The 20,998-nt window shown below is 54.4% G+C and carries 19 protein-coding genes; 9 read left to right on the top strand and 10 right to left on the bottom strand.

The window, feature by feature from the left end:
• Positions 1-166 precede the first annotated feature (166 nt).
• From RO069_RS00400 to RO069_RS00410, 3 genes are read right to left on the bottom strand one after another with little or no spacing between them, the layout of a single operon-like run.
• Positions 167-874 (bottom strand): hypothetical protein, encoded by a 708-nt coding sequence (locus RO069_RS00400; RefSeq protein ID WP_328184535.1) that lies wholly within the window; start codon positions 872-874, stop codon positions 167-169.
• A 15-nt stretch (positions 875-889) separates the two neighbouring features.
• Positions 890-1,624 carry a HupE/UreJ family protein gene (locus RO069_RS00405; protein WP_442915316.1) on the bottom strand — a complete coding sequence of 245 codons (735 nt, stop codon included), beginning with the start codon at positions 1,622-1,624 and terminating at the stop codon, positions 890-892.
• Between the two features lie 48 nt (positions 1,625-1,672).
• Positions 1,673-2,056 (bottom strand): hypothetical protein, encoded by a 384-nt coding sequence (locus RO069_RS00410; RefSeq protein ID WP_041656491.1) that lies wholly within the window; start codon positions 2,054-2,056, stop codon positions 1,673-1,675.
• Between the two features lie 80 nt (positions 2,057-2,136).
• On the opposite strand from RO069_RS00410, the gene RO069_RS00415 reads away from it, so the two are divergent.
• Positions 2,137-2,415, top strand: coding sequence for a metal-sensing transcriptional repressor (locus RO069_RS00415; protein ID WP_011786634.1), 279 nt, complete (start codon positions 2,137-2,139; stop codon positions 2,413-2,415).
• A gap of 31 nt (positions 2,416-2,446) precedes the next feature.
• Here the strand turns inward: RO069_RS00415 and dmeF are convergent, their stop codons facing one another.
• A complete protein-coding gene (dmeF, locus tag RO069_RS00420) occupies positions 2,447-3,376 on the bottom strand; it encodes a CDF family Co(II)/Ni(II) efflux transporter DmeF (RefSeq protein WP_011786633.1) in 930 nt (309 codons plus the stop codon).
• Between the two features lie 171 nt (positions 3,377-3,547).
• Here dmeF and RO069_RS00425 point away from each other — a divergent pair, with 171 nt between their 5' ends.
• Both RO069_RS00425 and chrA read left to right on the top strand, forming a co-directional pair.
• Positions 3,548-4,477 (top strand): chromate resistance protein ChrB domain-containing protein, encoded by a 930-nt coding sequence (locus RO069_RS00425; protein WP_058091223.1) that lies wholly within the window; start codon positions 3,548-3,550, stop codon positions 4,475-4,477.
• 2 nt (positions 4,478-4,479) lie between these two features.
• A complete protein-coding gene (gene chrA / locus RO069_RS00430) occupies positions 4,480-5,931 on the top strand; it encodes a chromate efflux transporter (RefSeq protein WP_206855620.1) in 1,452 nt (483 codons plus the stop codon).
• Positions 5,932-6,259: 328 nt separating this feature from the next.
• On the opposite strand, the gene RO069_RS00435 is transcribed toward chrA, so the two are convergent.
• The 5 genes from RO069_RS00435 to RO069_RS00455 all read right to left on the bottom strand — a co-directional run bounded on the left by RO069_RS00435 (position 6,260) and on the right by RO069_RS00455 (position 10,121).
• Positions 6,260-6,484 carry a hypothetical protein gene (locus RO069_RS00435; protein WP_328184536.1) on the bottom strand — a complete coding sequence of 75 codons (225 nt, stop codon included), beginning with the start codon at positions 6,482-6,484 and terminating at the stop codon, positions 6,260-6,262.
• Between the two features lie 634 nt (positions 6,485-7,118).
• Complete coding sequence (gene tnpC / locus RO069_RS00440; protein ID WP_328184538.1) at positions 7,119-8,663, bottom strand: IS66 family transposase; 1,545 nt, start codon at positions 8,661-8,663, stop codon at positions 7,119-7,121.
• Positions 8,664-8,738: 75 nt separating this feature from the next.
• Entirely contained in the window at positions 8,739-9,074 is a 336-nt protein-coding gene (tnpB, locus tag RO069_RS00445) for an IS66 family insertion sequence element accessory protein TnpB (protein WP_328184540.1), read from the bottom strand.
• Positions 9,071-9,445 (bottom strand): IS66-like element accessory protein TnpA, encoded by a 375-nt coding sequence (gene tnpA, locus RO069_RS00450; RefSeq protein WP_328184541.1) that lies wholly within the window; start codon positions 9,443-9,445, stop codon positions 9,071-9,073. Before tnpA ends, tnpB begins: the two co-directional genes overlap by 4 nt.
• Positions 9,446-9,512: 67 nt before the next feature.
• Positions 9,513-10,121, bottom strand: coding sequence for a hypothetical protein (locus RO069_RS00455; protein WP_328184542.1), 609 nt, complete (start codon positions 10,119-10,121; stop codon positions 9,513-9,515).
• 325 nt (positions 10,122-10,446) lie between these two features.
• On the opposite strand from RO069_RS00455, the gene RO069_RS00460 reads away from it, so the two are divergent.
• Positions 10,447-10,689, top strand: a complete 243-nt coding sequence (locus tag RO069_RS00460) for a hypothetical protein (protein ID WP_328184544.1) — start codon at positions 10,447-10,449, stop codon at positions 10,687-10,689.
• Positions 10,690-10,945: 256 nt separating this feature from the next.
• On the opposite strand, the gene RO069_RS00465 is transcribed toward RO069_RS00460, so the two are convergent.
• On the bottom strand, positions 10,946-11,203 hold the full coding sequence (locus RO069_RS00465; RefSeq protein WP_328184545.1) for a hypothetical protein: 258 nt from the start codon (positions 11,201-11,203) through the stop codon (positions 10,946-10,948).
• A 380-nt stretch (positions 11,204-11,583) separates the two neighbouring features.
• On the opposite strand from RO069_RS00465, the gene RO069_RS00470 reads away from it, so the two are divergent.
• From RO069_RS00470 to RO069_RS00490, 5 genes are all read left to right on the top strand, one after another.
• On the top strand, positions 11,584-13,590 hold the full coding sequence (locus RO069_RS00470) for an AAA family ATPase (protein ID WP_328184547.1): 2,007 nt from the start codon (positions 11,584-11,586) through the stop codon (positions 13,588-13,590).
• Positions 13,591-13,974: 384 nt separating this feature from the next.
• Complete coding sequence (locus RO069_RS00475) at positions 13,975-14,538, top strand: recombinase family protein (protein ID WP_328184548.1); 564 nt, start codon at positions 13,975-13,977, stop codon at positions 14,536-14,538.
• A gap of 42 nt (positions 14,539-14,580) precedes the next feature.
• On the top strand, positions 14,581-16,566 hold the full coding sequence (locus RO069_RS00480; RefSeq protein WP_328184549.1) for an N-6 DNA methylase: 1,986 nt from the start codon (positions 14,581-14,583) through the stop codon (positions 16,564-16,566).
• Positions 16,563-17,975 carry a restriction endonuclease subunit S gene (locus RO069_RS00485; protein ID WP_328184551.1) on the top strand — a complete coding sequence of 471 codons (1,413 nt, stop codon included), beginning with the start codon at positions 16,563-16,565 and terminating at the stop codon, positions 17,973-17,975. The genes RO069_RS00480 and RO069_RS00485 overlap by 4 nt, the downstream gene beginning before the upstream one ends.
• Before the next feature lie 53 nt (positions 17,976-18,028).
• Positions 18,029-20,974, top strand: coding sequence for a type I restriction endonuclease subunit R (locus RO069_RS00490; RefSeq protein ID WP_328184553.1), 2,946 nt, complete (start codon positions 18,029-18,031; stop codon positions 20,972-20,974).
• Positions 20,975-20,998: the final 24 nt, after the last annotated feature.

The raw sequence follows: 20,998 nt of genomic DNA on the forward strand, positions 1-20,998 counted from the left end.
GTCCGGGTGGCAGGCTTCACGTGGAATGGGTGGCAACCTTCAGCGGTTTACGCAAGCTGATTCATAACCTCTGGTTTTGCTCCATTTCATGAACCTTCGCTTCGTTTCTCGCAGCCGGCCATTGTCTGACCGGCTCCAAAAAAAATTGCAATTTATGCCTGCGTGATCAAAACACTTTCTTCAGTTGTCCGTAGTCTCCACCGGTACGAAGGACGAGAGTAATGTCATTGTCATTCCGGTTTCTGAAGAACCAGCCATGGTTGCCGGTAAAAGCGGCTTCCAGTTGGCCTTCGTCTTCCGGTACGCCCCGGCCTTTCTCGTATGAAATTGACTGGCCGCCTCCATCGCCATGGGTATCAAAGTTGATTGGGCCACCCTCGGATACCCAAGAGAAGCGAGCCACAGCACCTTCTTCCATGGTGAGCTTAAACTCAGTACCTTCGCCAGGCGTAAGAACCACTCGCACTTCGTCCTGCCATCGTGTTTCTGCAGGTGCTGGTTCTGATGCTTGTTGTTCTTGCACGGCCGCAGGTTCTGGTTCTGGTTCTGGTTCTGGCTCTGGGGCAGCTTCCTGAGCGGGTTCTTCGGCTTCAGGCTGTACTGCTTCGGTTTCCTGCTGATCGCTTGAGGATTGCACGGCAACCATCTGTGCCTCCTCGTCAGCGGCAGCTTCATCAGCCAGTTGTTCCTTGATTTCGCCCATTTCGGTCAACCCCAGCAATCTGCCGGCACCGGTCGGGTCCAGGGCGTACTCGGCGGGCATGACCACGGTCACCAGCAGAATCAGCGCCACAATAGCTGCGATGATGGTTGATCGAATAAGTTTGGCAGTGCTGGGCAGTTCTTCACGGTTGGGTATATCGGTGTTGTACATAGCAAATCTCCAGAATCAGGCGACAAAGTAACCCGTGAGCTGATAGCCAAAGAGCAGGAAACCTGCACTCATCATGGCAACGTTGGCTGTATAGGCGTGGCGGAAAAAGCCGTCGGTTTTACGCCAGAAGCTGATGGCAATCAGGATCATGGCCAGGGCGATCAACTGTCCGATTTCCACGCCCACGTTGAAGGCGAGGAGGTTCGGAATCAGGCCGTCCGGCGAGATGTCGTATTCGATGATCTTGGTGGACAGGCCGAAACCATGGAAGAACCCGAAAATCAACGTGGCGGCCTTGGTGTTGGGCTGTAAGCCAAACCACCGCTGGTAGGCACCGATGTTGTCCAGTGCCTTATAGACGATGGACAGGCCGATAATCGCATCAATGATGTAGCTGTTGATGCCCACATTGAAGTACACCCCCAGCAGCATTGTGGTGGAATGCCCCAGGGCAAACAGGCTCACGTAGATCGCGATGTGCTTCCTTTGGTAAAGGAAGAAAATGACACCCAGCAGGAACAGCAGGTGGTCATAGCCGGTGACCATGTGTTTGGCCCCCAGATAGATGAACGCAATAAGGTTTATCCCGGTAATTTCCTGGATGTAGCCCCTGTCGCCCTGAGCGACTGCGTGGGCAAGCACATCGGTACTCATACCCAGAAAGCCCAGGGTCAGAAATGTCCAGAACAGACGACTGCCTGTGCCCGTTGAGGGCACACCACGGCAACCGCCAAGCAAGCTTGACAACATAAAGACTCCAATTGAATTTGTTTTCTCGGGCCACGTAAGCGGCAAGAATCAAGCGGGAATAGAGGCTTTTGGAGGGCGTTCAAGCCGATAGCGCAAACTGCGGGGAGAACCTCCGGCAAAGGGCACGGGCTGCCGGAGAACGGTCAGGCTTTGGGAAACAAACGGAACCCTGAGCTGGTCCACGGTCTCGTGAGTATGATTGCCAGCATCATGATGCACTGAGGATGTCTCTGGCTCTTCGTCAAAATCGTGGGTGTGTCCATGCGCACCATAACTGCCTGGGTGGCCGTCAGGCTGCGATTCCCAATCGCCTGCCAAGTTGGCCACACCGTGAGAGAATGACTCGCCAATCACCGACAGCGACAGGCCCGCCAATGCGAACAGCATGACGAGCGTCGGAAGCAGTTTTCTTTGATGGAGGGCCGAAATCATCAGTCTCAATGGTCGAGTCGGTGGTTGGATTTCAACGAAGCAAGAGGATACCATCCCCCCACGGGGGATAGGAATTAAACATGATAAATGATCACACGCATCAATCGCATCCGAATATCATCAAACGCCTGAAGCGGGCCAACGGCCATCTTGAAAGCGTGATTGGCATGATGGATCAGGGGAAGCCCTGCCTGGAGCTGGCACAGCAGCTTCACGCTGTGGAAAAGGCCATCCAGCAGGCCAAGCGCGTCTTGGTACAGGACCACATTGAACACTGCCTGGACGATGCCATCGGACCGCTGGAGCCGGAGCAGCAGCGGCGCGTCGACGAGTTCAAAGCAATCGCCCGTTATCTTTGATCTCGTTACTCTCTAATTTGCGTTCTCTCCGTTAATCACAGCGAAGAGGTTCCACCGTCACGTGGACCAGGGACTGGCAGTGTGCCTGAATGCGCTCCTTATAAACTGCGGGCGACTCGGGCTGATGCGAGACGACTGAGACAATAGCGGCATGAATGTTTGGGCCTATTGCCCACACATGCAGATCACTGACTTTGGCATCGTCGTCTTCGACGGCCTCTTTAACAGCGTCCTCCATGTCCTGATGTTGCTCGTCGAGAAGGATTTTTGAGGTGTCTCTTAAAAGTTGCCAGGACCAACGGGTTACCAGAATCGCACCGATAATCCCCATCATCGGGTCCATCCAGTTCCACCCGGCATATTTACCCGCCAGAAGGGCAACAATGGCAAGGACTGACGTCAACGCATCTGCAAGCACATGCAGGTAAGCGGCCCGTCGGTTGTGGTCATGGTGATGATGGTGGTGACCGTGATTATGCCCGTGACTGTGACCATGGTCATGACCTGCATCCCCCAGTATCCACGCTGACACCCCGTTGACCACCAGGCCTATGATGGCCACAAATATGGCCCCATCGAAAGAAATGGGGACGGGCTGGATAAAACGCCCAACACTCTCGATGACCATGTAGAGCGCAAAGACAGCCAGCAGAATGGCTCCGGTAAAGCCGCCCAGCGCATTGACCTTCCCCGTCCCGAAAGAGAATCGGGCGTTGCCTGCGTTTTTCCTGGCGTATGCATAGGCGAAGGCGGCAATACCCAGGGCCACCGCGTGCGACCCCATGTGCAGCCCATCGGCCAGCAAGGCCATCGAGCCATAAACGATCCCGGCCAGGATTTCCCAGACCATCATCGCCAGCGTTAGGCCCACCACGATGAGCGTTCGGATTTCTCCGGGGCGCTTCCGATCCTGGCCAAAGACATGCTTATGTTGCCAATGATCGAGTCGTTCGTGGTGCATCACAGTGTTCCTAGCGTGGCTGATGATTTGGTAAGTCTGGGGTCAAAACCAGCTTTTAACCTATCCCCCGTGGGGGGATATATGAGAATGCTACTGTAGTCAGATGGCCATCACAACCGTTCAGCCATAAAAGTGTTGTGATTGCTACAAACACGTAGTAGATTCTACAGAATGTCATGGCTTCTACTGATTCTGTCACTTCCTACAGAAAATGCGACGGTGCGTATGCGGGCCTGGCGCTCTATTAAGGCATGGGGCGCGGCTTCACTTCGCGACGGCGTCTATTTACTGCCAGCTCACCCCGATCACGTCGAGAAGTTGGAGGCTGTGGCCCATGACGTGCGTGAAGCCGGCGGTGTCGCCCATGTTGTACCCACTGACGGCCCGGATGCTCATGAATTCCCCGCTTTATTCGATCGTGCGGACGACTATGAGGCCTTGCACTCGGACATCGCAGAACTACGGGCAACGCTGCTGCCAGAATCGGCCATGGAGGTTATTAGGGAGACCCGGAAACTGCGTAAGCGCTTCACGCGCGTGTCACAGATTGATTTTTTTCCAGGTGCTGCCCGTGAACGGGTCGATCGGGCGTTGCAGGAACTGGAAACCGACGCAAATCGGGTGCTGTCGCCTGATGAGCCGCTACCTGTTTCAGGCACGGTCGCTCTCCTCAACCGTGCCGACTACCTGGGAAGGGTATGGGCAACTCGTCGCCGACCGTGGGTGGACCGCCTGGCCAGCGCCTGGTTGATTAAGCGATTCATCGATCCGGAAGCGAATTTTCTATGGTTAAGCTCTCCAGCTGATTGCCCTGATCACGCGCTGGGTTTTGATTTCGATGGAGCGGCCTTCACCCATGTAGCTGACAAGGTCACCTTTGAAACGTTGCTGGCGAGCTTTGGCCTGCGCCAGGTGGCACTGCAGCGGATCGCGGAACTGGTGCATTACCTCGATGTTGGCGGCCATCAGCCACCGGCGGCCACTGGAGTTGAATGCGTATTGATGGGCTTTCGCGAGTCTCATCATAACGATGATCAGCTGTTACTGGCTGCCAATCAGGTGTTCGACAGTTTGTACACAACCTATACGAAGGGGAAGTAAGCATGCCGGAGTCGTCCCACTCCACCGATACAGCCCACAGAACCCAACAAGACACTGTGCCATCGGGTGGCGATCGCAACGAGTTTGGTCATGAGATTACGTTTGGGGAAGCGGTGCGCGTCTGGCTAAGGATTGCAATGCTGAGTTTCGGCGGTCCTGCCGGCCAAATCGCCGTCATGCATCGTATTCTGGTGGATGAAAAGCGATGGGTCAGCGAAAGCCGGTTTCTGCACGCCCTGAACTACTGCATGGTACTGCCCGGGCCGGAAGCCCAACAACTGGCTACTTATATCGGCTGGCTGCTGCATGGCGTCAAGGGTGGGCTCGTGGCCGGCGGACTGTTTGTGTTGCCGGGTTTTTTGAGCATCCTGGTGTTGAGCGTGCTTTATGCGGGCTTTCAGGATGCAACCCTGGTGCAGGCGCTTTTCTTCGGGATTAAAGCGGCGGTGTTGGCGATCGTGATTCAGGCCGTCATCCGGATCGGTAAGCGCGCGCTCAAGAATGCCTATATGTACATCTTGGCGGCCCTTGCTTTCATTGCCATCTTTTTGTTGGCTGTCCCGTTCCCGGTAGTGATCCTGACTGCTGCCGTTATTGGCCTGCTGGGGCGGTACATGGACCCGGAACGATTCGTGGTCATCAAGGGACATGACACGCCCGAGGATGGTGAACGGGCGATCGACACCATGATGGATGGCGGTGCCGCACATCATACCAAGGCAACGCGCAAGCGGGCGCTCAAGGTACTCGCGGTCTGGCTACCGCTGTGGTTCACACCGCTAGTTGTATTGGCTGTATCGCTGGGCTTTGACGATGTCTTCACCCAGATAGGGCTTTTCTTCAGCAAGCTGGCCGTCGTCACCTTCGGTGGTGCTTATTCAGTATTGGCTTATATGGCACAGGAGGCCGTACAGAACTATGGCTGGCTTGCGCCAGGGGAAATGCTGGATGGTTTGGGCATGGCAGAGACCACGCCCGGCCCCTTGATTCAGGTAGTACAGTTCGTGGGCTTCATGGGCGCTTTCCGCGACGCAGGCCCCCTCGATCCTTTTACAGCGGGCATTCTTGCATCGATTCTGGCTACCTGGGTGACCTTTGTTCCCTGTTTTCTGTGGATATTCCTGGGCGCACCCTATGTAGAAAGGCTGCGCGGGAACCAGGCGGTGAGTGCTGCGTTATCGGCGGTCACCGCCGCCGTTGTGGGCGTGATGCTGAACCTGGCTATCTGGTTCGCGGTGCATGTCGCTTTCGCCGAAGTAGATACGGTTCGGACCTTTGGCATGCAGTTAATGGTGCCGACATGGGGCAGTATTCAGATCGCCAGTGTGGTGCTTGCACTGGCCGCCTTTATTGCCATGTTACGCTTCAAGGTGGGCATGTTGCCGGTGATCTTAGTCAGTTCGCTACTGGGCATCGCTTATTACCTGTTGTTCGGAGGCACGCCGAGCCTGTGAGCAGCGTGTCAGGCCTCTTTTTAGGAATGTCCACAGTAACGGGGTAGAACCCATTAAGCGCAGGCGCGACGAAGCCCATTTCATTGCGCCTTCGGTTCCATTCCATGGGCGCGCATACTGCAAGCGCTATTCGTCTTACTCGAATGTCCGCTTTGCGACCGTCAGCGGAGGACTCTAATTAGCGATGCAACTAAAATAGGGGTGTTTACAAAGGAGGCTACCTGAAAGAGTGCATGACAGCTAACAAGCTCCGCAGGAGCCCCACACTCAGGGTTAAAGCCGAACCGGATCGCATGGACGGAATGCGTCCATACAATCAGGCCATAGCTCACTCTTCGATGCCAAGCCGCTTGAAGCTTTCTAAGGCTTTACCACATTCAGAAGAGCCATGTCGCAATCCATCGGACAATGCTGATTTGAAGCTGTCCACTGCGGCCACATAGCCCATGTACTTGCCAATCTCTATTCCTTCGAGCATGCCTTGGTCAAAAGCCATGCCAGCCATTGAGTTTATAAACTGCAGGGTATGTTCTTTTTTGCTTTCATTGTTCATGTTTTTACTCCGCGAGGGCGTCGTTAACGTTGTCCAGGTTAAGATGATGTAGCCTTCAGGGGTGGGGTAAGAAAGCCCCGGCCCCCATGATCCTTCAACAGAAGCGACACAGCTCCATCTCCGAAATGAAGGGTTTAGCTGCCAGGGGACGACGCGCTTGGAACCTTGGTCTCGTCAGGCTTATCGCACGCACAGCGAGTCGGTACAGCCTCGTAACCAGAAGTTTCATCAATGAAGAGTCGTCGACAATCGTGACAACCGTGAATTCGCGGCAACGACGCGAGTCCTCTTGGTAGCAGGTTACTCAAATGCTCGTGGGGCCGCCGCGCACTCTCGCGAATTTGTGAACGGTGGATAAGCCCTAGTCGCCACGCATTGTCTTGAGCACGCCACGACCATGAGGGCGTAAAAAGGGAGTATCGAGTGGTAGTTCTGTGCTTTGAATCGCCTCGAAGCGGGCGCTCTGGATGCTCCCAGCCAGCCTGAATAATACTGAACCCCATTCCCATCTCTGCGGATGGAAACTGCTGCTCGCTGTGGTATCGGTCCAAAGTTGCGAGGAATGTTGCCGGGTGATGCGCCGGCGGAAACGCCCAAAGGTAGCATTCGTTAGTGGTGAGTAAGCGTCCGGCCATCACACCTTGTCAGGTATAGCCGGCTGCCAGTTGTGGGGCAATAGTTCGTCGATGGCGTTGTTCTTCTGCGTCGGCAGTCGACTCAGCACATCCTTCAGGTAGGCATAGGGATCCTGGCCGTTCAGCTTGGCTGACTGGATCAGCGTCATCACAGCGGCAGCACGCTGGCCGCTGCGCAGTGATCCCGCGAACAGCCAGTTGGAACGGCCCAGCGCCCAGGGCCTGATCTGGTTTTCCACCCAGTTGTTGTCAATAGGCACAGCGCCATCGTCCAGGTAGCGCGTCAGCGCATCCCAACGTTTGAGGCTGTAATCCAGGGCTTTGGCCGTGCCGGAGCCATCCGGTACTTTCTGGCGATGCGCCAGCATCCATTGGTGCAGTGCGTCAGCAAGTGGTTTGGCTCTGGTTTGCCGGATTTCCCGGCGCTTATCCGGCGGCAGGTCTTTGGTTTCCCGTTCGATCTCGTAGAGTCCGCCGATGTATTCCAGGGCCTTGGCCGCCAGTTCGCTCTTGTTGGCTTCGTGCAGGTCGTAAAACTTGCGCCGAGCGTGGGCCATGCAGCCGATCTCGGTGATGCCGTTGCCGAACCCGGCCTTGTAACCGGCATAGTCATCACAGACCAGCTTGCCCTGCCAGTCACCCAGGAAGGTGCGGGCGTGTTCGCCTGCTCTACTCGGGGCGAAGTCGTAGACGGCGGCTTTCAGGTCCGAGAACGGCGTGGTGCAGTAGGCCCAGACGTAGGCCTTATGGGTTTTCTTCTTGCCCGGAGCCAGCATGCTCACTGGGGTTTCGTCGGCATGCAGTACGTTGTGTTCCAGCAAGGTGTTTCTCAACGCATCCGCCAGAGGTTGCAGCTGTACACCGCAGGCACCCACCCATTCGGCCAGGGTGGCGCGTGGGATTTCGAGACCGGCGCGACCGAAGATGCGTTCCTGACGGTACAGCGGTAGATGGTCGGCGTACTTGGCCACCAGTACCTGGGCCAGCAGACCGGCCGTGGGAATGCCCTTATCGATCACTTGCGGCGGCACCGGTGCCTGGATCAGAGTCTCGCACTTGTCGCAGGCCCACTTGCCTCGGATGTGGCGCTCTACGCTGAACTCGCCCGGGATGTAATCCAGCTTCTCACTGACGTCCTCGCCAATACGCTTGAGCGGGCAGCCGCACTGGCACTGAGTGTTTTCGGGCTCGTGGTGGATCAGGGTACGGGGCAGTTCTGGTGGCAGTGGAGTGCGCTTGGGTTTTTGCTTTGGTCGGGCCGCTTTCTGCTCCTCGGTCATCGCCTGATCCAGCTCGACCTCAATGGCGGCCAGGTCGCTGTCGATCAGCTCATCCAGCAGTTTCCCCTGAACCGCATCAAGTTGCTCACTGCGACGGGCGTACTTGTGACGCTTGAGGATGGCCACTTCGTGGGTCAGCTTCTCGATGATGACATTGCTGCGCACCAATGCCCGTTCCTTGGTCTCGACACGATCGAACAGTTCCGTGGCCAGAGCACGGAGCTGATCGGCAGAGAGTTGGTCGAGATCGGGGCGTTCAGTCATGCCCGGCAGTATGCCAAGTCCATGAGCCGCAAGCGATTCGCGGTTCTGGCTATAGCGATATCACAGCACTTGTGATTACAGAATGGCGATAACGCCTTCAGCGCCAAGGCGCTGCCAGGGCAGACCCTGAACCAGAGCGGATAACTGTTCTTCGGTCAGGCGCAGTTGGTCACCGCGCCAGGTCTCGCCCCAGTGGAACTTGCCCCGGTTCAGCCGGCGGGCACAGAGCCAGATGCCAAGGCCATCGTGGATTAGCACCTTCATCCGATTGCCCCGCTTGTTGGCGAACAGGTAGGCACAATGGGGCCTAGCGGCACCAAAGACCTGAATAACCCGGGCCAGGGCCTTGTCGGGCCCGGCCCGCATATCCAGAGGCTCAGTGGCGAGCCAGATCTCGTCAATGCGGATCATCCCAGCAGATCCCGCAACAGGGCAGCACACTGATGCGCCTGCTCCGCAGGCCACTCCACCACAACCGCACCACCGGCGCGGGGAATCTCAATGCGGATGGTGTTACGCTTGTCCGAGACCGATTGGTTGCCTGGTGCAGAGGTTGCCGCTGGCAGATTAACCGGAACAAATCCCGGTGTTGCTGGTGTTTTATTCGCTCGCTGCGCTTCACTCATCCAGCGCCGGACCATGTTGGCGTTGAGACCGTTATCCAGGGAGATCCGGGAAACGGAGGCACCGGGTTCCAGGCATTGGGCGACAATCTCGGCTTTGAATTCGCGGGAAAACCGGCGACGGCGTTGGTAGGGCTTGGTTACGCTTAATTCGTTCATGTTAAGTGTCCACTAGAAAATAAGTGGACACTATCCTGACGTTGGCAGCGCCTGGCTCAAGATGGGATTACCGGCCGCTTACAGTGGTGACAACCTCAATGAGCTCGCTCTGCCCGCGCGAGGGGAATTCTGCCGCGAGACCAAACCTGCTCTCCCACGAAGTTTCCGGGCTGGGAATCAGTTTCGATGCAATCGCAAGTGTGGCTGTTGCGGGTTCTTTCTTCACAACACGTTTATCAGGGTCATCACGTTTAAGGTTGAGCTGAAGGTTTTTGCAAAGACTCTTGAAGATTTTCTTTTTTTTATCCCCGTCGAACTCGGGGTCCAACAGGACTTGAACTTGATTCACACCAATGCCAGCCGCCCGGACCAACTGAGTGACCTCTTCGGCGATCGCGTGTGCCTCGACTGGGCCTACGTTAAGGCGCTTCTCCGCCCGTTCGGCGGCGGCGATGAGGCTGTAATCCCGGCTTGAACCAGGATTCTCGCGGAGCTCCTGGATAGGGGGTTCGATATGCGCGGCGTCTTGCGGTGAAATCGTACCGATGGCGGCATGAAGTAGGTGGTAGGCCGTATCGTGGGTAACTTTATTGTCATTATCCGGCTGGTAAGCGTAAGGATGGAGAAAGTTAACCAGCTGGTCAGCGTAAGGGCGGAGAAAGTTTTCTTTAGGCATGACTAATCCTTAGTGATCAACGTTGGGTAGCTTCGCTTGTAGGGCCGTTAGACGCGAGGCAGAACGTCGGATCAGGTTTAGGCATGTTAGATTTAGTTGTCAGATTGTCCGCACGCACGGCCAGCGTGCAACGTTCTCTGACCAGGTAAGTAAACCAAATGCTCTACCGGGCGTCAAGCGTACCCTCTGGCCACCCGGAGAATCGGTTTTAGTGGGCTGGTAACATAACCGTCCGGTGATCGCGTCTTGAGCCTGTCGTTGTTGCTGGACCCATGGATTTACCAGTTTGGTACACTAGAAGATGATCTTGAAGCGAGAGGTTCTCATGCAGAAGAAACGACCAACAGAGCAGGAGCTACTTAAAGACCTAGATGCCTTCGGAGCCCACGCGTACGAGTTGGCAGGGCCGCTTCCCCACGAGTCGGAGCCCTTGGAGAGACTGAAAGGGTCAGTGAAGAAATTCGAGCGACCCACGGACCCCGTTACTGATCCAGAAGATTGGGATGCTTGGTTTGACGGAGAAGGTGTTTCAGGAGATTTCATGAAAGACCATGGAGAGAAGCAATAAATTGGTTAGAACCCGGCCAACCCAACTTCCAAGTTTCAGTATTGATCTGGTGTGAGCCGAGTGCATTTTGGCTTATAGGGGTTCTACCCCGTTACTGCGGACATTTCTGAGAAGGCTTTGGACTTCCCCCGGTGTAGTGGTCTATCCGCCTGAATGTCCGCTTTGCGACCCTATTAACGACGGCCCCGGTTGAGTCGCTTGGCTGAAACTAGGCCGAACCGGGCATCTAGCCCGGCTCAGTTGGTACTGGGTTTGGTTACTGTTGGTTGCGCCGATTGTAGTCCTCTCTCGCCGCACTCAGTTCCTCGTCCGTCAGAGTAAATTTCACGGATCCCTTGGGAACCAATGTGCCGCAAAGCTTGCCATCAGGCATTTTGCTCAACGGATCGTTGGGGCTACCAGGTTCACCACTCAAAAAGTACTGCACCTGAACCTCGGGAATGTGCATAGTCACCCCGTCGACAACCATCACACGATGGCTGCCCAGCAGCCCGCCAAAAATAATTTCTGCCATATCGCTTTACTCCGAGTTTCGATGACTTCGTGAACCAGAATAACAGAGCCGAATGCTGGTGGACGGTTCGAAACCCATTCGTGGAAGCACTTTATCCTTATTTTTGTCAGGTGGGGAAAATTGCCTGGCTAGCCGTGATCGTCTTAAGGGTGTCAACAGCGCGAGCAGGCGAAGCTTCGGTGGTTACCGCGGCGCAAGCCAGCAGCCCCCTTCCGTGATGCGAGTCAAAACCTTTGAGACCCTGACAACTAAACATAGCCTGGCCTGTTAAATGGGAGTCTGATAGGTTTCGATGTAACCAAAAGCAACAGACCAGAGAGCTTTTTGGAGATCAACAGGGTTCACCAAAAGTACAAAAAGCAACCGATAAGGATTTTGAGATGCGCCTGAGTAGAGCAAGAGTACAAAATTATCGAAGCATCATTGATACGGGGGAGTTTGATCTAGAAAGGGACAAAAGTATTTTCGTCGGCCCCAATGAGGCCGGAAAATCAGCCGTGCTACAGGCGCTCCAACAAATTAACCGTCCTGTTGGCGTAAAACCGTTAAATTACCTACGTGATTACCCGCGACGTCTTCTTCGAGACATCACTTCTGGGAAGGTTTCATCGGACGAGGTCCCCGTCGCTACGGTTCTTTTTGATCTTGACGAAGCGGATCTGAATGATCTACCCGAATCTATTCGCAGCGCAAAGCTTCAATACCGATTCACTCGTTACCTTGATGACAGTTCCACACATGGTCTCGTTGGGGCTCCCGAACGGCCGACGTATGGTGATATCAAAGCAGATCTTGCTCGCCTAGGAAAGCATTTAGACAAGCAAATGGCGGGCGAAGGCACGTTGCCTAGCGCCCAGCTAGAGGAGATCACGTCCACCATTTCCCCCACATCACAGATCTTCTCAGAAACGGCTACCAAGATTTATGACTGGCTTGAAAAGCACATCGCGGATGTTGACGAAGATGACGAAAAAGAGAATGCGAGGCTAAGTGCGCTACAGCAGAAGGTTTCAATTTCAATTCAGCGAGACGAGGCTGTCAGAACACTCCAAAAGCGAATCCCACTGTTCGTCCTATTCAATAATTATTTTCGAGTAAAACCCGTCATCCACCTCGGGCGGTTAGCTAGGCGTATCGCCAGCGAGGATTATGATGATGAATATGACTACGGCAACATTTGTTTGATGAAGCTGTTGGGGCTGAACCCCCAGCGGCTCTCGGAAATGGGCAAAAGTGGCCAGGACGGGCGAGACACTAATGTCGAAGTTGAAGACATTCGAGATGAACTGGATGCCCGCCAGTATGAACTTAATTCAGCAAGCATCATGCTTACCGAACAAATACGAGATGCGTGGAAGCCAAACCTGGAACGCGGGGAAGCCAACACGCTGCGAATCATACCGGATGGACAGTATTTTAAGGTCGTAGTTGTTGACGATGAGGGGGTCGAGGTCGAGCTCGACCAAAGATCAGAAGGCTTCCAGTGGTTAGTATCATTTTTCGTGGTGTTCTTTGCCGAAGCAGAGGACCAACACGAAAATGCAATTCTGCTGCTTGATGAGCCTGGATTGCATTTACACGGGTTGAAACAGCGTGAGTTCAGGGACACCCTCTCTCGCCTAGCAGAGGCCAATCAAACGATCTACACGACCCACTCACCATTCCTAGTTGGTCCGGACGAGCTGGACAGGGTCCGAGTAGTCGAGCTTCTGAATCGAAAGGTTGGAACCAAGTTGCATACGAGTATTATGTCCAGCGACCCTGCCGGCCTTTTACCACTTCAAGAAGCATTGGGGTACGATCTTGCCCAAAGCCTCTTTTCTCAAACCCGAAACTTCGTTGTTGAAGGCTTAACTGACTACTGGTACATATCCGCAGTAGCAGACCTTTTCGAGGAAGCCGGGCAGACAGCGCTTGGCTCAAACGTATCTATTATCCCTGCAGGGTCTGCAAGTAAGATCGTGTACTTTGCAACCATACTCCACGCGCAAAACCTGAAAGTCGTTGCTCTACTGGATTCTGATCAAGCAGGAGACAATGCTGCAAGCAAGGACAGTTTGGTGCACAGTCTAGGTCACAAGGGAGTCCTGCGAACGCTCGACTTTCTGGATGGTGAGGTTGTCAATCCAGAAACCGAAGACTTGCTTAGGGAAACCCTTCAGACGGTCGCGAAAGAGGAGCTTGGGATAGATCTTTTCTCAAACGACACGTCCGCATCGAAATCCGTTGCCAGCATCATAAAATCGCACAAGCCAAATTTGTCCAAGAACAAACTCGCGAAAGCCTTCGTCAAATGGTGCCGTGCGAAAACATACGATGATTTATCGGTGCGCGAGAGGGAGCAATGGGCCCATCTATTCAACAAAGCTAAAACGAGGCTCAAATAATTCGAAGCAGGCCGAAATCCCGCCCCGAAGACCAGAACAGAGACAGAGGTCGAAAGTCCGTGCCGTGAGGCGGGATGGCCTCCGGAAAGCAGCTGCCGCAGCCTCCGGAGCAACCAGGCGACAACCCCCGCCGTAGGAGGAGGGGCGCCAGAGGTGCCTTCCTATCCCGATTGGTCGTCCTGCTTGAATGTCCGCTTTGCGACTCAGCGTGATTCGTTTTCCCAGTAGCGGATCCGGTAAATCGCTATCTGATAAAGGACCGCTTTCATCAGAAAACGGTCGTTTTTGGGACGTTAGGACAGCTCCCCGAAAAACCCGCAATTTCCTATTGTTTTATGTCCAATAATCACGTACAAAAAACTATGATTAGAAAAGGTGCGTTTAATGATCATAGGCTATGCGCGCGTCAGTATCCAGGATCAGAATCCTGAGTTTCAGGTGGACGCTTTGGAAAAAGCTGGGTGCGAGCAGATCTTCCAGGAAAAGTTTACCGGCAAACTTCGCGAGCGACCTGAGCTGTCGCAGTGCCTTCGTACCCTCCGAAAAGGGGATGTTCTCGTCGTTTGGAAGCTGGATCGACTGGCACGCTCACTCAAAGACTTAGTTGAGATTGTCCAGGATCTGAATGATCGTGAAGTTGGCTTCAAGTCACTTACCGAGGCAATCGACACAACCAGCTCAGGCGGACGCCTGGTATTCCATATCTTCGGCGCATTGGCTGAGTTCGAGCATGATCTAATTAGAGAGCGCACAAAGGCTGGTCTTCAGGCAGCCAGGGCGAGAGGACGAAAAGGTGGCCGGAAACCCTCCATGTCTGATTCCGACGTCCGTAAAGCCGCGGCCATGCTCTCCGACCCTCAAATCACGAAAACTGAAGTTGCGGCTCACTTTGGGGTGACTCGAACGACGCTGAACGCATCGCTAAAAAGAATGGGATTGGCTGCCTGAGATAGACGCAGTCCGACAAAACGTTGTATTGGAGCTCCACGGATGACTGACGACAAAACCAACCATTCCCAAACCGCCGCCTTTATCTGGTCCGTTGCTGACCTCCTGCGCGGTGATTTCAAGCAGAGCCAGTATGGGCGCGTGATTCTGCCGTTTACCCTGCTGCGCCGCCTGGAGTGCGTACTGGAGCCAACGAAAGCCCAGGTGCTGTCAGCAGCCCAAGAACATCAGACCAAACCAGATGCAGTGCGCGAGAAGCTCTTGCTCCGGGCCGCCGATCGACAGTTCTTTAATGCCTCACCCTTGAGTCTGGCCACCTTATCTGACAGCCAGACTGCCGATGACCTGATGAGCTATGTCCAGTCATTCAGCCAGGATGCCCGGGAGATCTTCGAACACTTCCATTTTGAGGACTTCGTTCAGCAGCTCAGCGCCAACAACATGCTCTATCAAGTGGTTCAGCGGTTTGCCAGCATTGATCTGAGTCCGGCAACCATCAGCAATTTCGGTATGGGGATCATCTTTGAGGAGTTAATCCGGAAATTCGCGGAGAGCTCTAACGAAACCGCCGGGGAACACTTTACACCCCGAGACATCGTGCACTTGACCACCTCCCTTGTTCTGACCGGACAGGAGGGCCGTCTAACCCCTAATAGCATTGTAACCATCTACGACCCTACAGCTGGAACGGGCGGATTCTTGTCCGAAGGCGACGAGTACATTCAACAGATCAGCGAGAGTGTCACCGTTTCGCTTCACGGCCAAGAATTGAACCCGGAGTCCTACGCTATCTGTAAGGCCGACATGCTGATCAAAGGGCAGGAAGTCAGCAACATCAAGCTAGGCAACACGCTGTCGGATGATCAACTGGCTGCTAATAAGTTTGACCTAATGCTCAGTAACCCGCCGTTTGGCGTGGAATGGAAAAAAGTTCAGAAGCAGGTCACTGAAGAGCACAAGCATCGCGGTTTTGATGGTCGTTTCGGTCCAGGGCTACCTCGAGTGTCAGATGGCTCGCTTCTGTTCTTGATGCATTTGGTCAGCAAAATGCGAGATGCCCGTGAAGGCGGTTCCCGGATCGGCATCATTCTCAATGGTAGCCCGCTGTTTACTGGTGGTGCTGGCAGTGGCGAATCCGAAATCCGGCGCTATCTGTTGCAGAACGACATGGTCGAAGCCATCGTGGCCCTGCCCACGGACATGTTCTACAACACCGGCATCTCCACCTATGTGTGGGTGCTTTCCAACAACAAGCCGGCTGAACGAAAAGGCAAGGTCCAGCTGATCGATGCTACTGACCGGGCAACCAAGATGCGTAAGTCCCTCGGTAGCAAGCGCCAGTTTGTCAGCGAGTCCGACCAAGACGAGATCGTGCGCATGTACGGGGACTTCCAGGAAACCAAGAAGAGCAAGATCTTCTCCAGCGATGCCTTTGGTTTTCGTCGTATAACGGTTGAGCGTCCGCTGAAGTTGAACTTCCAGACTTCGGAAGAGCGCCTTGAACGGATTGCGGATGAAAAAGCCATCCAGAAAATGGATCAGGAAGACCAGACCAAGATCCTCGCTGCTTGCCGTGCCATAGATGCCGAAACGGTTTACCGAAATCGCAAGCAGTTCCAGAAGACTCTGAAGGCGTCGCTCACTGTCCATCAGGTCTACCTGAGTGCACCGCAACTGAAAGCACTGCTCAATGCCCTGAGTGAACGCGACCCAGAAGCGGATATCTGCACGGACAGCAAGGGCAATCCGGAGGCTGACACCGGTCTGCGGGACTATGAGAACGTGCCCCTCACAGAGTCCGTGTACGACTACTTTGAGCGTGAAGTGAAACCCCACGTGCCTGACGCCTGGATTGATGAGGCCAAGCGAGATGAGAAGGACGATGAACTGGGCATCGTTGGTTTCGAGATTCCGTTTAACCGTCACTTCTATGAGTTTACGCCGCCCCGGCCATTGGAAGAGATTGATGCTGACTTGAAGCAATGTACTGACCGAATCAAGCAGATGATCGAGGAGTTGTCTGCATGAGCTTTCCAAGCTACCCGGAATACAAAGACTCGAGTGTAGATTGGCTCGGGCAAGTCCCAACAAACTGGGAGCTTTTTTCACTCAAACGCGCGGTTGATGGCTGCACGAATGGAATCTGGGGTAATGAGCCAGATGGCGAAAACGATGTTGCTGTGATCAGGGTTGCCGATTTCCAAAGAAATAGCCTGCGTGTCGGATTGGACAAGCTTACTTATCGGAGTGTCACGGCCAATGAATATAGCTCCCGGGCCCTACAAAAAGGGGACTTGTTGATTGAGAAGTCTGGTGGTGGCGAGAAAACTTTGGTTGGCTGCGTTGTTCTATTTACTCACGAATTTAAGTCGGTGACTTCCAACTTCGTCGCTCGGATGAGACCGCTCGAACAGTTCAACAGTAATTTTTTATGTTACTGCTTCGATTCTCTGTATCAGGGTCGAGTAAATTATCCAGCCATCAAACAAACAACAGGGATCCAGAATCTTGATTCAGAAGCGTACCTTCAAGAGAGGTTCTGTTTCCCTGGTCTGTCCGAACAAGTCCAAATCGCCCGCTTCCTAGACCACGAAACCGCCAAAATCGATGCCCTGATCCGCGAACAGGAAAAGCTGATTGAACTGCTTCAGGAAAAACGCCAGGCGGTTATTTCCCATGCGGTGACCAAGGGGCTTGATCCGGATGTGCCCATGAAGGACTCTGGGGTGGAGTGGCTTGGTGAGGTGCCGGCGCATTGGGAAGCCGTTCGGGTAAAGCATGTTGCAACCTTCATTACGTCCGGTCCGCGCGGCTGGTCTGACTTTATCACTGAGGTTTCAGGTGATGTATTTCTGCAGAGCGGAGACCTTGATGGCAATCTGGGATTAAAGTTAGACACAGCGAAGAGGGTTAAACCTCCCTTAGGAGCGGAGGGAATGAGAACCGAGCTTAAAAGTGGTGATGTTGTTGTGTGCATTACAGGAGCAAATACTGGACGTGTGGCAGTTGTTGAAGACCTACAACGGACAACTTTCATCAATCAGCATCTGAGTCTCATTAGAACCGATGTTTCTCAGATCGACTCACGTTACTTGGCGCTTTGTTTGAGTTCACTGCCGGGACGTAGCTATTTCGACGTTGTTCAGTACGGACTAAAAGAGGGGTTAAGTCTCAGCAATGTCAATGAGGCGCCAATTGCATTGCCGTCGGTAAAAGAACAAGAGCTCATTGTCAGAACACTCAATAAGCTCATTAGCAAGTTTAACGGTTTGTCGGAAACAACGAGTGAAAAAATTGCGCTTTTGAAAGAGCGTCGGTCAGCTCTGATTTCAGCTGCTGTTACCGGCAAGATTGATGTCCGCAACTGGCAACCCCCGACCGACGAAAGTGCCTTTGGTGAAGAGGTGCGCAAGGCAGGCATGGAGGCTACGGCATGACCGAATTGATTACCCCGCAGTGTCGAGTTAACGAACCAATGGAGCAGTAGGTCATGGCTGACAGCCGAGAGAGAGCGTTCCAGAACGACATCATTGCTGCCCTGAGTGATCAGCGCTGGCTGGTCGGCAATGCGTCTGAGTACGACAAGACGCACGCCCTGTATCCGGAAGACCTGATCGGTTACTTCCAGGAAGCGTGGCCGGATCGTTGGGAAAAGTTCTGTAAAGGCAATCCTCAGAACCCGGAAAAGGTGCTCATTCAGAAAACTGTTCGGGAGCTGGAAAAAAAGGGCACCCTCGATGTGCTCCGCCATGGTTTCAAAGTACCAGGCGTAAAAGTCGACCTATGCAGCTTCAAGCCAGACCACGGTATGAACCCGGATACAGCGCGTCGATACAACGCCAACCGGTTACGAGTGGTGGAGGAAGTCTCCTATTCACCCCATGCTCGCACGGGTGAATACAATCCACGGCTGGATCTGGTGCTTTTCGTGAACGGGATTCCTACCGCGACGCTGGAGCTCAAAAGCGAATTCAAGCAGACCGTCGAGCACGCTAAGCGACAGTACAAAAAGGATCGCCCGGTTAAAGACCCGGTGACACGAAAGCCCGAACCGCTGCTGACCTTCAAGCGGGGGGCGCTGGTGCATTTCGCGGTCAGCCAGGACGAAGCCGCCATGACCACCAGACTGAACGGTAAGAACACTTTTTTCCTTCCGTTTAATCGGGGCACCGCAGACGGTGGGGCCGGGAATCCTCGGGCTGAGGATGAAGGCAGCTATGCCACGGCTTACCTGTGGGAGCAGTTGTTCCAGGAAGACGCCTGGCTCAAGGTCATCAGTCGGTTCCTGCACCTTGACAAGAAAACCGAAGAAGATTTCCACGGAAACCGGAAGACCAAGGAAACGCTAATCTTCCCCCGGTACCACCAGTGGGATGTGGTCAACCAGCTGATTCAGGCAACGCGGGATGAAGGCGCAGGGAGGCGCTATCTGATCCAACACAGTGCGGGCTCCGGCAAATCCAACTCCATCGCTTGGTCAGCCCATCAACTGGCCCAGCTCTACGATAACGAGGGCAACAAGCTGTTCAGCTCGGTCATCGTCGTGACCGATAGGACGGTGCTGGATAGCCAGCTTCAAGACACAATCTACCAGTTTGAACACGCCCAGGGCGTCGTGCGCCCCATCAATCGAGATTTGGGCAACCAGAGTAAATCTGAGCAGCTGGCCGAAGCGCTGGCCGAGCAAACCCGAATCATCATAGTGACGATCCAGACCTTCCCGGCATTATTCGATGCGCTGGAAAAGTACCCCAAGCTTTCGTCTGGAAGATACGCCGTGATTGCCGACGAGGCACACTCGTCACAAACCGGCTCGTCGGCCACCAAACTGAAGGCCATCCTGGGTGGCGAACTGCCCGAAGGGGAGGAAATCAGTGCGGAAGAGTTGCTGGAAGCCGCCGTTTCCGCCCGTAAACCGAGTCAACAGATCAGCTACTATGCCTTTACGGCGACTCCCAAGGCTAAGACCATCGAGCTTTTCGGTCGTGAACCAGATCCCTCTCAGCCCCGGAGCGAGTCCAACAAGCCAGAGCCATTCCATGTGTACTCCATGCGCCAGGCGATCGAGGAAGGGTTCATTCTCGATGTGCTCCGGCGCTATACCACGTATGCCGTAGCGTGGAAGCTTGCCCATTCGGATGCGGATGACCATGAGGTAGATTCCAAGAAGGCCAGGACCACGCTGGCCAAGTGGGTGCGCCTGCACCCCTACAACATCAGCCAGAAGGTTGAAGTGATCGTCGAGCACTTCCGGGAGAACGTCCGGCACCTGCTGGATGGCCAGGCAAAGGCCATGGTGGTCACCAGCAGTCGACAGGAAGCCGTCCGGTACCAGCTGGCGATGCAACAGTACATCAAAGATCAGGGCTACCAGGACGTTCACCCCTTGGTTGCCTTTTCAGGAAGCCTGCCACCCGATAACGTGATCCCGGAAGAAGTCACCGAAACCAGCGGTCTTTTGAACCCGAGCCTGAATGGCCGGGATCACGCCAGGGCGTTCGACACCGACGAATACAACGTGATGCTGGTCGCCAACAAGTATCAGACTGGCTTCGACCAGCCGAAGCTCTGCGCCATGTACGTCGACAAGAAACTCAAGGGTGTGGAGTGCGTACAGACGCTCTCGCGCCTGAATCGGCTGTTTCCTGGCAAGGAGACCTTCATCTTGGACTTCATCAACGATGCCCAGGATATCCTCGATTCGTTCCTGCCTTACTACAACAAGGCGGAGCTTACTGGGGTTTCAGACACCCAGGTGGTCTATGACATTCAGGAAGCGTTGGATGCCGAGCAGGTGTACCACTGGGACGAGGCGGAGGCTTTTGCCCGGGCCTTCTTCGACCCGAAAGCGGAAGCCTCCAAGCTCAGCTACTACTGCCAACCTGCGAGGGAGCGGTTCAACAAGCGATACAAGCTGCTTCGAGACGAGCGAGCCGAAGCACGGGCTGCCCGAAAACAGGCAGAAGCCGATGGCAACACTATTGGCCTTAAACAGGCCGACGCAACGCTGAAAGAAATCGGGGAGGGCCTGGATCAGCTGGACCTGTTCAAGAAGAACCTTGGTAGCTTTGTTCGAGCCTACGAATTTCTGTCCCAGATCGTGTTCTTTGAGGATCCAGAACTGGAGCAGCTGTGCGTCTTTGCCAAACACTTGCTGCCGTTGCTGCGTCAGGAAATCCTCGATGAGGACGAAATCGATATTTCAGAGTTGGAGTTGAGCCATTACCGGATCACCAAGCGCAAAGAGCATGAGCTCCGGTTAGAAGGTGAGAACGACCCGGACGGACTGGACCCGATTACCGGCGTGGGTACTGGAAAGCCCCACGATCCTGAGAAGCAACGCCTGTCCGAAATCATCGAGAAGCTTAATGACATCTTCGGCGCTGAAGTCAGCGATGAGGACCAGCGGCGATTTTCAACCCAGTTGTCCAAATGACCGCATTTAAGCAGCCAGTTTATT

Origin of the sequence: Marinobacter sp. OP 3.4, from assembly GCF_036224885.1 — a bacterium.
Classification (GTDB): Bacteria; Pseudomonadota; Gammaproteobacteria; order Pseudomonadales; family Oleiphilaceae; genus Marinobacter.